Origin of the sequence: Modicisalibacter sp. 'Wilcox' (assembly GCF_010993675.1) — a bacterium.
Lineage (GTDB): Bacteria > Pseudomonadota > Gammaproteobacteria > Pseudomonadales > Halomonadaceae > Modicisalibacter > Modicisalibacter tunisiensis.
This window is the reverse complement of the sequence record NZ_WNXF01000002.1, coordinates 135,981-150,402: the sequence shown is the minus strand read 5'-3', so window position 1 is coordinate 150,402 and position 14,422 is coordinate 135,981. Positions and strand designations below refer to the sequence as shown.

Sequence of the window (14,422 nt, the reverse complement as noted above, 5' to 3'; positions counted from 1 at the left end):
GGGCTTTTTTCACCGAATGCGCACCCGCCGGGCCCTGGCGCCCGGCGGCCCCGGTCGACGCCTTCCGCATCGACCGGCAGCGACGCAATGCCCCCCGAGGAGGTCCGGCATGACGGCGTTCACCCCCTTCGCCGACGAGGCGGCGACCCGCACCTGGCTGACCCGGCTGGCCGAGACGGCCATCGACGCCGTTCATCCCGCCAGCCTGTTGCCCGACCGACTGCCCGATCCGCCGTGCGGGCGTACCGTGGTGGTCGGCGCCGGCAAGGCCGCGGCGGCGATGGCCCGGGCTCTCGAGCGTGCCTGGCAGGCCCGTGCCCGGGACGCCGGACGCGATGACCCGCTGGACGGGCTGGTGGTCACCCGCCACGGGCATGGCGAGGCCTGCCGGCGCATCGAGGTGCTCGAGGCCTCGCACCCCATGCCCGACGCGCTCGGCGAGCAGGCCGCCGAGCGCATGCTCGCCGCGGTGGGCGAGCTCGGCGAGGACGACCTGGTGATCGCGCTGATCTCCGGCGGCGGCTCGGCGCTGATGACCCGGCCGGCGCCCGGGCTGACCCTGCGCCAGAAGCAGGCGCTCAACCGCGAGCTGCTGAGAAGCGGCGCGCCGATCCGCGAGATCAACACCGTGCGTCGCCACCTCTCGGCGATCAAGGGCGGGCGGCTCGCCGCGGCGGCGCATCCGGCGCGGGTGGTCACCTACCTGATCTCCGACGTGCCCGGCGACGTGCCCTCGCTGGTCGCCTCCGGTCCCACCCTGCCCGACGACTCCACGCCCGCCGACGCCCTGGCGGTCCTCGAGCGGCGCGGCATTACCGTGCCCGACAGCGTGCGCCGCCATCTGGTCAGCGACCGCAGCGCGCCGCGCCGCGACGACCCCGGCTTCGCCCGCGACGAAACCGTGGTGCTGGCGCGGGCTGCCGACGCCCTGGCCGCCGCCCGCGAGCGTGCCGCGCGCAGCGGCCTGGACGTACGCGTGCTGGGCGACGACCTCGAGGGCGAGGCCCGTGACCTGGGCCGGGCCCAGGCGATGCTGGCGCTCAAGGCCCAGGGCGAGTGCCGTCGTCCGCTGCTGATCCTATCCGGCGGCGAGACCAGCGTCACCGTCCGCGGCGAGGGCCGCGGTGGGCGCAACGTCGAGTACCTGCTGGGGGTGTTCGACACCCTCAAGGGCGCCGAGGGCATTTACGCCCTGGCCATCGACACCGACGGCATCGACGGCTCCGAGGACAACGCCGGGGCGGTGATCAGCCCCGACCATTGGCAGCGCGCCTGCGAGGCCAGGCTATCGCCGGCCGACTACCTGGCGCGCAACGATGCCTACCGCTTCTTCGCCGCGCTCGAGGCGCTGATCGTCACCGGGCCGACGCGCACCAACGTCAACGACTTCCGCGCCCTCCTGGTGATGCCGCGCCGGGACGGGGACGGTGTGAGGGAGGATGGGATGGGGGGTGCCTTGTGATGAGTCTCCGCGAAGCCCGCCGCCACGCGCCCATCCGTCGCACCAAGATCGTCGCCACCCTGGGCCCCGCCAGCGACCGTGCAGGCGTGCTCGATGCGATGATCACCGCCGGTGTCGACGTGGTGCGCCTCAACTTCTCCCACGGTAGCCCCGAGGACCATCGCCGCCGCCTGACCGCGGTGCGCGAGGCCGCCGAGCGCCACGGTCGCACCGTGGCCGCGCTGGGCGACCTGCAGGGGCCCAAGATCCGCATCGCGCGCTTCGCCGAGGGCGCGGTGACCCTCGAGATCGGCCAGCCCTTCGTGCTCGACGTCTCGCTCGACCGTGACGCCGGCGACGCCAGCCGGGTCGGCTGCGACTACCAGCAGCTCGCCGGGGACGTCGCCCCGGGCGATGTGCTGCTGCTCGACGACGGCCGCCTCGAGCTCGAGGTGGAACGGGTCGAACCGCCGAGGGTGCACACCCGGGTGCGGGTCGGCGGCAAGCTCTCCAACAACAAGGGCATCAACAAGCAGGGCGGCGGGCTGTCCGCCGCGGCGCTCACCGACAAGGACCGCGAGGACCTGCAGACCGCCATCGACATCGGCGTGGACTATCTGGCGGTGTCCTTCCCGCGCTCGGCGGCCGACATGCAGCTCGCCCGCGAGCTGCTCGGCGAGGCGGGGGCCGAGATCGGCCTGGTGGCCAAGATCGAGCGCGCCGAGGCGGTGGCCGACGACGCGACGCTGGACGGCATCATCTGCGCCAGCGAGGCGGTGATGGTGGCCCGCGGCGATCTCGGCGTGGAGATCGGCGACGCCCAGCTGATCGGCGTGCAGAAGCGCCTGATCCAGCGCGCGCGCACGCTCAACCGCGCGGTGATCACCGCCACCCAGATGATGGAGTCGATGATCGAGTCGCCGCTGCCCACCCGCGCCGAGGTGTTCGACGTCGCCAACGCCGTGCTCGACGGCACCGATGCGGTGATGCTCTCCGCCGAGACCGCCGCCGGCGACTACCCGGTGGAGACCATCGAGGCGATGGACCGGCTGTGCCTGGGCGCCGAGCGCGAGCGCAGCGCCCAGGAGTCCAAGCACCGCATCCACGAGGGCTTCTCGCGGATCGACGAGACCGTGGCCCTGTCCGCCATGTACGCCGCCAACCACCTCTCCGGCGTGGCGGCGATCGCCTGCATGACCTCGACCGGCTACACGCCGCTGATCGCCTCGCGGATCCGCTCGGGGCTGCCGATCGTCGGCCTCGCCCACAGCCCCATCGCCCAGCGGCGCATGGCGCTGTATCGCGGCGTGGTCTCGCTGCCCTTCGACACCACCGACATCCCCGCCGAGGCCCTCGATGCCCGCGCCCTCCAGTTGCTGCGCGAGCGCGGTATCGCCGAGTCCGGCGACCACGTGATCCTCACCCGCGGCGATCACGTGAACGCCCACGGTGGCACCAACACGGTGAAGGTGCGGGTCATGGCGCCGTGATGCCGCGGACCGGCGCTCCGGTCCGGGTGTTGCGAAAGGCCGGGTGGCTGTCTAGGATGTACCGATCAGTACATTTTCAGGCAGCAACTGCCAGGGAGTCAGCGAATCCATGACCACCTCGACCTATTCGCAACTGTTCAGCCCGGTGCGTCTCAAGGGGCGTGAGCTTACCAACCGCGCCGTCCTGGCGCCCATGACGCGGGTCAGTGGTACCGCCGAAGGGCACGCCACGGCGGCGATGCGTGACTACTACCGCGATTTCGCCGCGGGCGGCTTCGCCACGCTGATCACCGAAGGCATCTATACCGACGAGGCGTACAGCCAGGGGTATCTCGGTCAGCCAGGCCTGGCCAACGACGCCCAGCGCGACAGCTGGCGGCCGGTGGTGGAGGCGGTGCACGACCAGGGCGGGGTGTTCATCGCCCAGCTGATGCATGGCGGCGCCCAGACCCAGGGCAACCGTTTCCGTGACGATACCGCCGGGCCCTCCGCCGTGGCGCCGAAGGGCGAGCAGCTCGGCTTCTATGGCGGCCAGGGGCCGTACCGCGTGCCGCGGGAGATGAGCGAAGCGGACATCGAGGCGGTCATCGCCGGCTTCGTCGATGCGGCCCGGCGCGCCCGCGAGGCCGGCTTCGACGGGGTCGAGCTGCACGCCGCCAATGGCTATCTGCTCGACCAGTTCCTCTCCACCGGCTTCAACCGGCGCCGCGATCGCTGGGGTGGCAGCGTCGAAGGGCGCCTGGCCCTGCCCCGTGCGGTCATCCGGGCGGTCCGCGACGCGGTCGGCGAGGATTTCCTGGTCGGCATCCGCCTCTCCCAGGTGAAGGTGACCGATCCGGACTACCGCTGGGCAGGTCTGGACGAGGCCGATGCCCTGCTGCGGGGCGTGGCCGAGGAGGCCCTGGATTACGTGCATCTTTCCGATATCGAAGCGCGGGCGCCCGCTTTCGAGGGCACCGAGCAGAGCCTGGCGGCCCTGGCGCGGGAACGTGTCGGCGTGCCGGTCATCGCCAACGGCAACCTCGGCGACCCGGCGGTGGCGGAAGCGGTGCTGGCCGCCGGCGAGGCGGACCTGGTGGCGGTCGGCAAGCTGGCGCTGGCCAACCGTGACTGGCCGCGGCGCGTGCGCGAGGGCCTGCCGCTGACGGCGATGGATTTTGCTATGCTGGCCCCGCACGCCAATCTGGCCAACGAAGCGCAATGGCGAGAACGCAATGGAGTCTCCCCAAACCACACCGACACCCGGGAAACCGCCGCTCCGGCGTAAGGGCGAACAGACCCGGCGTCGCATCGTCGACGCCGCCGCCGAGCTGTTCCATGCGCGCGGCGTCGACGGCACCGGCCTGGACGCCATCCTGCGCCGGGCCGGTGCCGGCAAGAGCCAGTTCTACCAGCACTTTCGCAACAAGGATGCGCTGGTCGAGGCGGTGCTGGGCGACTTCGAGGCACGCCTCGAGGCGTCCATGACACCGCTGCGCGGGGAGATCGCCACCCTGGCGGATCTGGAGCGCTGGCTGCTCGGCTTCATCGAGGAGCTGGAGGCGTTGCACTGCCGACGTGGCTGCCCCGCGGGGACCATCGTGGCCGGCCTTCACGAGAGCGAGGACGGCTATCGCGAGGCCGTGAAGACCTGTTTCGCCGGGATCGAGTCGGCGCTGACGCCGGTCATCGCCGACCTGCAGGCGCGGGGCGAGATCGCCGCCACGGCGCCGCCCGCATCGCTGGCGGCCTTCGTCATAGCCCTGCAGCAGGGCGCGGCGACCCTGACCAAGGCGCAGGGCGAGGCCGCGCCCGCGCGCGAGGCGATCCGTCAGGCCGTGGCGCTGCTGCGGGGTGGTGCCCCGCCCTGAGTTCAGGAGCCGGCGGCGCCGGTTCCCTCCTGACCTTCCCCGGCCTTTCCGGCCGCCCTACAGCCCCAGCTTGCCGCGCAGGGTCGAGAGGTCCTCGGCCAGCACGGTCACCGGACCGACCAGGGCGCGGCGGTCCTTGTCGCTGACCTTCTCGTAGCTGACGAAGCCCGCCTCGGGGTCGTCCGCCGCCAGCCGGTAATGGGCGAGCGTCGCCTCGACGGCGGCGAAGTTGTCCTCGACGCGCCGGACGAACGCCGGGTCTTCCTCGGCGATCAGCGGCCTGAACAGCGCGAAGATCTTCTGCGAACCGTCCACGTTGCCCTGGAAGTCCCACAGATCGGTGTGGCTGTAGCGATCCTCCTCGCCGCTGACCTTGGTCGCGGCCACTTCCTCCATCAGTGCCGCGGCGCCACCGACCACCCTGGCGGGCGGGAAGGTCAGGCCCTGGACGCGGGATTCCAGGTCCTGAACGTCGCTCATCAGGCGCTTGGCATAGGGGGCGAGCCCGTCGGTGGTCTGCCGCTTGAACAGGCCGTACTCGAGGCGATGGAAACCGGTGAAGTCGGGATCGTCGACGCCCTTCTCGTAGTCGTCCTCGCGGGCATCGATGCTGGCGTCGAGGTCGGCGAACAGTTCGGCGACCGGCTCGATGCGCTCGTAGTAGACGCGGGTCGGCGCGTACAGCGACCGGGCGCGCTCGAGGTCGCCGGCCTCGATGGCCCGGGTGAAGTCGCGGGCGTGGCCGACGAAGGCGTCGAGGTTGTCGAGCACGTAGAGCTTGTAGTCGGCGACCGGCTCGACCAGCGCCTCGGGCTCGACATCCGCCCGGGCGGGGGCCTGCAGGGCCATGAGGCCGAAGGCGGCAGCGGCAATCAGCAGCGAACGGGATGACATGCAATGACTCCTTGGTCGGGGGTGGGGTTGTGGATCGGCATCAGGTCGCGGTCGCCTCGAGCAGCGCGCGGCCCAGGTAGTCGGTTGTGTCGACGACGCCCGGCAGGGTGAAGAAGTAGCCCCCGCCGACCGGCTGGATGTACTCCTCCAGCGGCTCGCCGTTGAGGCGGTTCTGCACGGTGATGAAGCCCGCCTGCAGATCCGCCTGGTAGACGATGAACAGCAGGCCCATGTCGAACTGGCCGTTGGCCTCGACGCCGTTGGAGTAGTTGAAGGGCCGGCGCAGGATGCGATGTTTCTCGAAGCCTGGCGTGCGGGGGTTGGCCAGACGGATATGGGCGTCGAGCGGGGTGATCCTGCCCTCGGGATCGGCGGCGTAGTCGGGCGTGTCGTGTTCCTGCGCGCCGTCCAGCGGCGCGCCGCTGGCCTTGTGGCGGCCGAACACGGCTTCCTGCTCGGCCAGCGGGGTGCGATCCCAGCGCTCCACGTAGTTGCGGATGATGCGCACCACCTGATAGCTGCCGCCCCGGGTCCAGGCCGGCTCCTCGGGGTCGTCGCCGGTCCAGATCAGCGCGTCCATCAGCGTCGCGTCGTCGGTGTCCGGGTTGGCGGTGCCGTCGCGAAAGCCCAGGTAGTTGCGCGCGCTGGGCGTCGGGCCGTTATCGCGGGGTGGCACCACCGGGACCGTGCCCTCCTGCTTCCAGCGCACCATCAGCAGCCCCGGGGTGTGCTTGATGAGATCGCGCAGGGCGTGAAGGGTGGTGTCGTGGGTGTTGGCGCAGATCTGCAGCGACAGGTCGCCGTGGCAGCGCTCCGGCTCCAGGGCATCGTTGGGGAAGCCGGTCATGCGCTGCAGGTGACGCGGCCGGGCGTCGGCCAGGCCGAAGCGCGTATCGAACAGCGAGGCGCCGAGCGAGACGGTGACGGTCAACCCGTCCGGGGCGATGGTCGGCCCGAGGATGCCGGAGTCCGCCGGCGGGTAGGCGGGGTCGCGCTCGGGGTAGGTACCGCCTTCGGTCAGGAAGGCGATGCGCTCGGTGAGGGTGCGCAGCAGGCGTTCGAGCCCGGTGCGGTTGCGGGCCAGTACGTCGCAGGCGACCACCATGCCGGCCGCCGGTCGCGGGGTGAGAATGCCCTGCTGGTGGCGGCCGTGGAAGGGGTAGGCCTGCGCCGTGGTGGTGCTGACCGGGGCACCGGTGACGGCATGATCATCGGCGGCCCGGGCCGGCCGTCCCAGGCCGCCGGCGGCGACACCGGCGCCGGCCGCGCCGAGCCCCTGCAGGAAGCGGCGGCGGTCCAGCGTGAACGGGCAGCGTGAAGGGGTGTCGGGTTGGTCACTCATGGCGGAAAACCGTGGTAGTGCAAGGAGGAAGCATCAGCCGTTCAGGGCCAGCGCGGGGTTGAGTCGCTGCAGGATGTCGGCCAGCGCCCGGGTGTCCGCCACCAGGGCGTCGCGGTCGGCGCCGTCGCCGGCCGTGGCGCTATCGGGCAGGGCTGTCTGGAGCGTGTCGAGTGCGTCGTGCAGCCGCTGGCGCAGCTGCGGGGCACGGCGCTCGAGCAGCGGATCGAGCAGCGAAACGATCTTGTCGGCGCCCTGGGTCAGGCCGCGCAGGTCGCGCCGCTCGCGGGCCTCCAGCGCCGGCCGGTCCCCGGCCGGGTCGGCGTTGTGGTCGAGCCAGACCTGCAGGGCCCGGGCGCTGCCGTCGGCCAGCTGGGCCGGGGGAATCGACGCCTGGCGCAGGCGCGTCGTCAGGGTGCGGGCGTCCTCGACCAGCTGCGCGGCGACCGGTGCCAGGCCCTCGGTGCGGCCGGCCGTGAACAGGCCGTGGGCCAGGCGATGGAAGCCGACGAACTGCGGGTCGTTCTCGCGGCGCGCGAAGTCGTCGGCGCGGGCGTTGAGGCGCTGATCCAGGTCGCTGAACAGCCCGGTGGCCATCGCCAGGCGCTGGTCGATCAGCCGCGCCCGGCGGTAGGCGGCCCGTGCCGCGTCGAGATCCCCGGCGGCAATGGCCTGGTGCAGGGTGTCGGCGGCGTCGGTCAGCCGGCGGCCCTGCAGGGTGAGATAGACTTTGTACTCGGCCAGGGCACCGATGAAGTCCTGGCGCGACAGGCGGGCCACCGGCGCCGCGTCGTCATTGGCGGTGACGTGCAGCGTGCCGCGCGGATTGCTCAGCAGGCCGCAGGTCATGGTGTAGTCGCCGGGCGCGAGGCGGGCGGTCAGCGGCTGGTGCAGGCCGGGGGCGATGTTCTCGCGCTCCTCGAGCACCATCACCCCGTCGAGAATCTCCCACTCGATGGCACGCTCGGAGTCGTTGACGATGGTGAAGGTGGTGTCGCCGGCGGGCACGCTGAGCGTCTCGGGCCGGCAGCCCTCGGCGGTTACGACCAGCCGGGTGCCGGCGTCGGGGCTGCCACGGCCGTCCAGCGACAGGGCGAACAGCCCCAGCGCGGCCAGCATCGCCGCGGCGGCGGCCGGCACGCCCAGCCTGAGCAGACGCGATGACGGGGGGGTAGATTGACTCATGGTGGCTCTCCGGTCAGCGGGCATCGGCCGGCGGGGTGGCGGCCCGCGCCGGGGCGGGGCGGAAGAAGGCCAGCAGGGTGATCAGCAGGTAGCCCACATAGACCACGGCCTCGCCGAGCGTGGGGGCGGGCTGGTAGCCGAACACGCCCGAGAACACCGCGCCCAGCGGCGAGTCCAGCGGCAGGCGCCCGCCCAGATCGAAGAGCACCTGCTGGGCGTGGTTCCACAGCCCGGCCTCGTGCAGGGCGCGCACGGCGCCGGCAAGCAGGCCGGCGGCCACCAGCAGGATGAACAGCCCGGTCAGGCGGAAGAAGTGCGCCAGGTTGAGCCGCAGGCTGCCGCGGTAGATGGCCAGGCCCACCGCCACCGAGGCGAGGATGCCCAGCAGGGCGCCCAGCGGTGCGGCGGCGCCGGCACTCTGCTGGAACACCGCGAGCAGGAAGAACACCGATTCCAGGCCCTCGCGGGCGACGGCGAGAAACACCATGCCGATCAGCGCCAGGCTGTGGCCCCGGCCGCTGGCGAAGGCATCGTCGAGGGCGCCGGTCAGCGCCTGGCGCATGCCCCGGGCGGCGCGACGCATCCAGAAGACCATCCAGGTCAGCACACCCACGGCGACCAGGCCGACGAAGGCCTCGAACAGCTCCTGCTCGCGCCGGGGAAACTCGGCACTGGCGAACTGCAGGCCGGCGCCGACAAGCAGCGCCAGCGTGGTGGCCAGAAGGATGCCGACCCACACGGCGGGCATCCAGGCGCCGCGGCCGGTCTGCTTGAGATAGCTGGCGATGATGCCGACGATCAGGGCGGCTTCGAGCCCTTCGCGCAGCATGATGAGAAAGGGAACGAGCATGTCGGTGTCCTGGCGAGACGAGGTAAGAGGACGCATTATCGATAACGAATGAGATTCGTTATCGAATGCAAAGGTTACTCCTTCCTCTGGGGCGGCGGCAAGTCGCCCGGGATGGCAGAATGTCGCGAGGCGCACCAACAGATGCTCGAGGGAGGCAGCGATGACGGAAACAGCGAATGCGGGAGAGGTGCCCGGCGACAAGGGCCTGCCCGAGACCGGAAGCGACCTGCTGGCGGACGTGAGCCTGCCGGCGGCGGTGATCCACGAGCCGGCGCTGGCCCACAACCTGGCGTGGATGCAGCGCTTTACCGAGGCCCACGGCGCGTATCTCGCGCCCCACGGCAAGACCACCATGGCGCCGGCGCTGTTCCAGCGCCAGCTCGACGCCGGTGCCTGGGGCATCACCCTGGCCACCGCGCCGCAGTGCCGGGCGGCCTTCGCCGCCGGCGTGACACGCCTGCTGATGGCCAACCAGCTCGTCGGCCGGGCCAACCTGACGATCGTCGCCGAGCTGCTGGCCGCCGGTGCCGAATTCTGCTGCGTGGTCGACGGCGCGGACAACGTCGGCGAGCTGGGGGCCTTCTTCGCCGACCGGGGGCAGACCCTCGACGTGCTGATCGAGCTGGGCGTGCCCGGCGGGCGCACCGGCTGTCGCAGCGTGGAACAGGTCGAGGCACTGGCGCGCCGGATCGCGGCCGAGCCGGCGCTGCGCCTGATCGGCCTGGAGGGCTACGAAGGCGTGGTGCAGGCGGCCGATCCGGTCTCGGCGGTGCGCGACTATGCCGCGCGGCTGGTCGAGGCGGCACGGCGGCTCGATCGGGCGGGGCACTTGCCGGTCGAGGCGCCGATCATCACCGCGGCGGGGTCGGCCTGGTACGACCTGGTGGCCGAGGTCTTCGAGGCGTCCGGGATTACCTCGCGCTTCACGCCGGTCCTGCGCCCCGGCTGCTACGTGGTCCATGATCACGGCATCTACCGCGAGGCCCAGCAGGGCGTGCTGGCGCGTCGCCCGGCCCTGCACGAGGGCCTGCGCCCGGCGCTGGAGGTCTTCGCCCAGATCCAGTCGCTGCCCGAGCCGGGGCTGGCGATCGCCGCGCTCGGCAAGCGCGATATCGGCGCCGATACCCTGCCGGTGCCGCTGCGACGCTTCCGCGAGGGCGGGCGTGCCGATCAGCCGCTGGACGTGACGGGCTGGCGGGTGACCCGGCTGATGGACCAGCACGCCTTCCTGGCGCTGCCGGCGGAGGCGGGCGACGTGCGCGTAGGCGACGTGCGCGTCGGCGACATCGTGGCCTTCGGCGCCTCGCACCCCTGCCTGACCTTCGACAAGTGGCGCCGAGTGCTGCGTGTCGACGCTCACCTCGCGGTGCAGGAGGTGATGGCGACGTCCTTCTGACGCGCCGACGGCCCGGGGCGGGCCGCGACGCCATGGAGTCGCCCGGGCTCAGCGGGCGGCCGGCCAGTGGAACATGCCTGCCTTCTTGCGGAGGATGGTGGCGACGATGGGGGGCTCGCTGGGCCGGCCCGCCAGGCCGTAGCAGACGTGCAGCGGCAGCAGGTGCTCCTCCCGGGGATGGCAGAAGCGGGCATGGGGGGCGCGCTCCCAGTGGACCAGCCGCTCGGTACGCTGGGCTTCGGTGAGCCCCGTGTCGCAGCAGGTCGCCTCGAGCCACGCCTCGAAGGCCAGGTTGCGGGCCTCGATCTCCGGGGTGCTGGGCCCGAAGAACGCCTTCATGTTGTGGAAGGAGAACCCGGAGCCGATCACCAGCAGGTTCGGGACGTCCAGCGCCTGCAGGGCCCGGCCGATGGCCAGGTGCGTCCTGGCGTCCAGGCTGTCGACCAGCGACAGCTGCACGCAGGGGATGTCCGCCTGCGGGTACATCAGCTTGAGGGGCACGAACAGCCCGTGGTCGAAGCCGCGCCGGTCGTCGAGCCGGGCCGCTATCCCGGCCTGCTCCAGCGCCTGGTGGACCTGTTGCGCCAGTGCCGGTTCGCCGGGGCAGGGGTAGGTGATCTCGTAGGACTCGGGCGGGAAGCCGTAGTAGTCGTAGATCAGCTCGGGGTTGGCCCCCGAGGTGATCGTCGGCACCGACGCCTCCCAGTGGGCGCTGATGACCAGGATGGCGGAGGGTCGGCGCAGCCGGCCGGCGAGCTCGGTGAGCCGCTCCACCATCTCGCGGTGGTCCGGGTCGCCCAGCAGCGGCATCGGGCCGCCGCCATGGGACAGGAAAAGCACATCGGTCGTGGGGGTCATGGCGTTGGCTCCTTCAGGGGAACGCGTTCGGCACGCGTCACTGGACGGTCGCCGCGTGCCGTCCGGCCCCGGCATCCGCGAGGCGCGAGGCCAGCAGGCCGTCCAGCGAGAAGCGTCCCGCGCCCTGGATGGCCAGGGCCAGCATGACCACGAACAGGCTCAGGGCGTACTCGAAGCCGTTGTTGGCGATGAACAGGCCATTGCCGATATGCACCGAGACGATGGCCACCAGCATGGTGAAGGCCACCACCAGCGCCGCCGGACGGGCCAGCAGGCCCAGCACCAGCGCCAGCCCGCCGAAGAACTCGGCACTGCCGGCCAGCAGCGCCATCAGGTGGCCCGGCGCCAGGCCGATGCTGGCCAGCCACTGGCCGGTGCCTTCCAGCCCGTAGCCACCGAACCAGCCGAACAGTTTCTGTGACCCGTGGGCGGCCAGGATCAGCCCCACCGGAACCCGCAGGACCAGCGCGGCCAGGCCGGCGCGGGTGTGCACCAGGTTGTGTGCGAATCGAGAGTTCATGGTCGTCACCTTGATTCTTTCTCTACGAATGTAGCCCGAGGGCCCTTCCCTCGGGGGAGGATGGCGCCACTTTACTGTTGCCGGGAAAAGAGAATAAGAGGGCAGTCATTGGCTGTTTAGCAATGTTGCGTTGATAATATGGGTGCCCCCGCCCTCTGGAGCGATCGATGGACCGTCTCGATGCCATGCGTACCTTCGTCACGGTGGTGAGCGAAGGCAGCTTCACCAAGGCCGCCGAGCGACTGGCGATGTCCCCGCAGCTGGTCAGCAAGTACGTCTCCCGGCTCGAGCAGCACCTGGGGGTGCGCCTGCTCAACCGCACCACGCGCAGGATCCACCTCACCGAAGCCGGCGCCAGCTATCACCAGCGCGCCCAGCAGGTGCTCAGCGACATCGACGACATGGAACACCAGCTCGGCGACCTGCAGACCCAGGCCCGGGGCCGGTTGCGGATCAGCGCGCCGGTGTCGTTCGCCATTCGCCACCTGGCGCCCCTGCTGAGTGACTTCCAGCGCGCGCATCCTGCCGTCGGCATCGACCTGCAGCTGAACGATCGCAAGGTCGACATCGTCGAGGAAGGCTTCGATATCGCCCTGCGGATCGGCCACCTGAAGAGCTCCTCGCTGATCGCCAAGCGGATCGCGCCGGTGCGTCTGGTGCTGTGCGCCTCGCCCGAGTACCTGGCACGGCACGGCACGCCGCGGTGCCCGGAAGACCTCAAGGCGCATCGCCACCTGCGTTACAGCTACATGGAGCCGGAGGCCGGCGAGTCGGTCTTCCGGTGGCTGCCGGGTCGCGGCCAGCCCGCCGACGGGGACCTGGTCAGCAACAACGGTGACGTGCTGGTCGAGGCGGCCATCGCCGGCGCCGGCATCGCCCTGCAGCCCACCTTCATCGCCGGCGCCGCGATCCGCGCCGGGAGCCTGAAGGTCCTCATGCCGGAGCACGAGCCCGAGCCGATGTCGCTCTATGCGGTATACGTCCACCGCCAGCTGCTGGCGAGCAAGGTGCGCTGTTTCGTCGATTTCCTGGAGGGGGCCTTCGGCGACCCGCCCTACTGGGACTGACCAGGGCTGGCGGCCGCGCCACCGACGACACCGGCCCGCATGGCGGCATTGCCGCCCTGCTCGGCGAGGTGGCGCGAGACGGCATCCTCGGGCGTGCCGGTCAGCCCGCGGAACATGCCCATCGAGCCGATCAGCGCTGACGACTCGTAGGGCACGAACACCCGCTCCCCCTGGGCCGCCATGTCGGGAAGGGTCTTGATGTAGGACTGGCCGAGCAGGTAGCTGACCACCGTACGCTTGTGCTCTTCTCCCTCGCCGAGAGACTCCAGCACCAGCTTGATGGATTCGCGTTCCCCCTCGGCACGCAGGATGGCCGACTCCTTGTCGCCTTCGGCATTCAGAATCGCCGACTGGCGCTCCCCTTCTGCCCGGGCAATCGCCGCCTGCTTGTTGCCCTCGGCCTCGGTGACGGTCGCGCGACGCTTGCGCTCGGCCGCCATCTGGAGCCGCATGGCTTCCTCGACTTCCTCGGGCATGCTGATGTCCTGAACCTCGACGCGAGTGATCTTTACCCCCCACTTTGAAGCCGGTTCCTCCATCGCGGACTGGATCTGGTCGTTCACTTCCGACCGGCTCTCGAACAGCTTGTCGAGCTCCATCTTGCCGACGACACTGCGCAGCGTTGTCTTGGCCAGGACCTCTACCGCCTGGACGACGTTCTCGACCTCATACACCGCATTCTTCGGGTCGATGATCTGGTAGTAGAGGGCGCCATTGATCCTCACCGTGACATTATCCGTCGTCACCACTGGCTGGCCCGGGAAGTCCATGACGGTCTCCCGGCGATCGATGCGCGTTTCTTGGCGGCTGACGGCGGTGTAGTCGTCGCCCCGCTTCTCGTAGCGGATCATCGTGATGGCTCGCGGCTGCTCGATGAACGGGATAATGACGTTGATTCCGCTCTCGATGACACGGTGAAACGAACCCAGCCGCTCGATGACCATCACTTCCGACTGGCGCACAATGACCAGCCCCTTGACGATGACGAGAATGCCGATCAGGACAATGATCAGCGCCAGCACGGTGGCCGGAGAAAACAGCAGCGCATCAGCCATGGGAGGCTCCTTCTTCAGGGTGGTTTTCCAGGTGCACGATGGCGGTGGCTCCCTCGAAATGATCGAGGATGACGGGCGTGCCGTCCGGCAGGGCCATTTCCCCGCTGCCGGCCACCCGCAGTCGATAGAGATCGCCCTTGATCTTGATGACGGTGGCCTGGTCGAAATCGCGTGTCAGGGTCTTGAACCGCTGACCGGATTCCTGGCCACTGCCGGTGTTGCCGTACCTCATCCCCCTGGGGGAAAAGTGCGGCTGGAGCTTCCAGACGGCGAGTGGCGCCAGCACGCCCGAGAAGATGCCCATCGCCAGCAACTGCATGCTGTACGAGGCATCCAGGGCCGCCACGCCGGCCGTGAGCAGGGCCGCGGCCCCCAGCGCCAGCATGACGACACCGCCTGTCAGCAGTTCGGATAGCCCCAGCAGCAGGGCGATCAGGACCCATACCACCGGGGGACTCCAGCTCATCATCGTGTCTT

The 14,422-nt window shown here is 70.6% G+C and carries 14 protein-coding genes; 6 read left to right on the top strand and 8 right to left on the bottom strand.

The annotated features are described in order from the left end of the window. The first annotated feature begins 109 nt into the window (after positions 1 to 109). From G7A98_RS02600 to G7A98_RS02585, 4 genes are all read left to right on the top strand, one after another. Positions 110 to 1,462: a glycerate kinase gene (locus G7A98_RS02600; RefSeq protein WP_163647932.1), complete on the top strand. Its 1,353-nt coding sequence runs from the start codon at positions 110 to 112 to the stop codon at positions 1,460 to 1,462. Continuing rightward, positions 1,462 to 2,931 (top strand): pyruvate kinase, encoded by a 1,470-nt coding sequence (gene pyk, locus G7A98_RS02595; protein ID WP_163647931.1) that lies wholly within the window; start codon positions 1,462 to 1,464, stop codon positions 2,929 to 2,931. Before G7A98_RS02600 ends, pyk begins: the two co-directional genes overlap by 1 nt. A 109-nt stretch (positions 2,932 to 3,040) precedes the next feature. Beyond that, positions 3,041 to 4,198 carry an NADH:flavin oxidoreductase gene (locus G7A98_RS02590; RefSeq protein WP_163647930.1) on the top strand — a complete coding sequence of 386 codons (1,158 nt, stop codon included), beginning with the start codon at positions 3,041 to 3,043 and terminating at the stop codon, positions 4,196 to 4,198. Continuing rightward, entirely contained in the window at positions 4,146 to 4,781 is a 636-nt protein-coding gene (locus G7A98_RS02585; RefSeq protein WP_163647929.1) for a TetR/AcrR family transcriptional regulator, read from the top strand. Before G7A98_RS02590 ends, G7A98_RS02585 begins: the two co-directional genes overlap by 53 nt. 57 nt (positions 4,782 to 4,838) lie before the next feature. On the opposite strand, the gene efeO (G7A98_RS02580) is transcribed toward G7A98_RS02585, so the two are convergent. Genes efeO (G7A98_RS02580) through efeU form a run of 4 tightly spaced genes read right to left on the bottom strand, consistent with a single transcriptional unit; the run spans position 4,839 to position 9,049 of the window. Then, positions 4,839 to 5,675 (bottom strand): iron uptake system protein EfeO, encoded by an 837-nt coding sequence (efeO, locus tag G7A98_RS02580; RefSeq protein WP_205596200.1) that lies wholly within the window; start codon positions 5,673 to 5,675, stop codon positions 4,839 to 4,841. Positions 5,676 to 5,715: 40 nt separating this feature from the next. Next, positions 5,716 to 7,017, bottom strand: a complete 1,302-nt coding sequence (gene efeB, locus G7A98_RS02575; protein ID WP_163647928.1) for an iron uptake transporter deferrochelatase/peroxidase subunit — start codon at positions 7,015 to 7,017, stop codon at positions 5,716 to 5,718. A 33-nt stretch (positions 7,018 to 7,050) separates the two neighbouring features. Continuing rightward, the gene (gene efeO, locus G7A98_RS02570) at positions 7,051 to 8,199 is read right to left on the bottom strand and encodes an iron uptake system protein EfeO (protein WP_205596199.1); all 1,149 of its coding nucleotides are present in this window, start codon (positions 8,197 to 8,199) and stop codon (positions 7,051 to 7,053) included. A gap of 13 nt (positions 8,200 to 8,212) precedes the next feature. After that, positions 8,213 to 9,049 carry an iron uptake transporter permease EfeU gene (gene efeU / locus G7A98_RS02565; RefSeq protein WP_163647926.1) on the bottom strand — a complete coding sequence of 279 codons (837 nt, stop codon included), beginning with the start codon at positions 9,047 to 9,049 and terminating at the stop codon, positions 8,213 to 8,215. Positions 9,050 to 9,209: 160 nt separating this feature from the next. Here efeU and G7A98_RS02560 point away from each other — a divergent pair, with 160 nt between their 5' ends. Beyond that, positions 9,210 to 10,445, top strand: coding sequence for an amino acid deaminase (locus tag G7A98_RS02560; RefSeq protein WP_163647925.1), 1,236 nt, complete (start codon positions 9,210 to 9,212; stop codon positions 10,443 to 10,445). A gap of 48 nt (positions 10,446 to 10,493) precedes the next feature. Here the strand turns inward: G7A98_RS02560 and G7A98_RS02555 are convergent, their stop codons facing one another. After that, positions 10,494 to 11,303: a class III extradiol ring-cleavage dioxygenase gene (locus G7A98_RS02555; protein WP_163647924.1), complete on the bottom strand. Its 810-nt coding sequence runs from the start codon at positions 11,301 to 11,303 to the stop codon at positions 10,494 to 10,496. Between the two features lie 37 nt (positions 11,304 to 11,340). Beyond that, a complete protein-coding gene (locus tag G7A98_RS02550) occupies positions 11,341 to 11,823 on the bottom strand; it encodes a DoxX family protein (RefSeq protein WP_163647923.1) in 483 nt (160 codons plus the stop codon). 167 nt (positions 11,824 to 11,990) lie between these two features. Between G7A98_RS02550 and G7A98_RS02545 the strand changes: the two genes are divergently transcribed. Next, positions 11,991 to 12,890: a LysR family transcriptional regulator gene (locus tag G7A98_RS02545; protein WP_163647922.1), complete on the top strand. Its 900-nt coding sequence runs from the start codon at positions 11,991 to 11,993 to the stop codon at positions 12,888 to 12,890. Here the strand turns inward: G7A98_RS02545 and G7A98_RS02540 are convergent. Further along, positions 12,878 to 13,945 carry an SPFH domain-containing protein gene (locus tag G7A98_RS02540; RefSeq protein ID WP_163647921.1) on the bottom strand — a complete coding sequence of 356 codons (1,068 nt, stop codon included), beginning with the start codon at positions 13,943 to 13,945 and terminating at the stop codon, positions 12,878 to 12,880. The genes G7A98_RS02545 and G7A98_RS02540 overlap by 13 nt on opposite strands. Continuing rightward, positions 13,938 to 14,414 (bottom strand): nodulation efficiency, NfeD-like protein, encoded by a 477-nt coding sequence (locus tag G7A98_RS02535; protein WP_346427252.1) that lies wholly within the window; start codon positions 14,412 to 14,414, stop codon positions 13,938 to 13,940. Before G7A98_RS02535 ends, G7A98_RS02540 begins: the two co-directional genes overlap by 8 nt. Positions 14,415 to 14,422 lie beyond the last annotated feature (8 nt).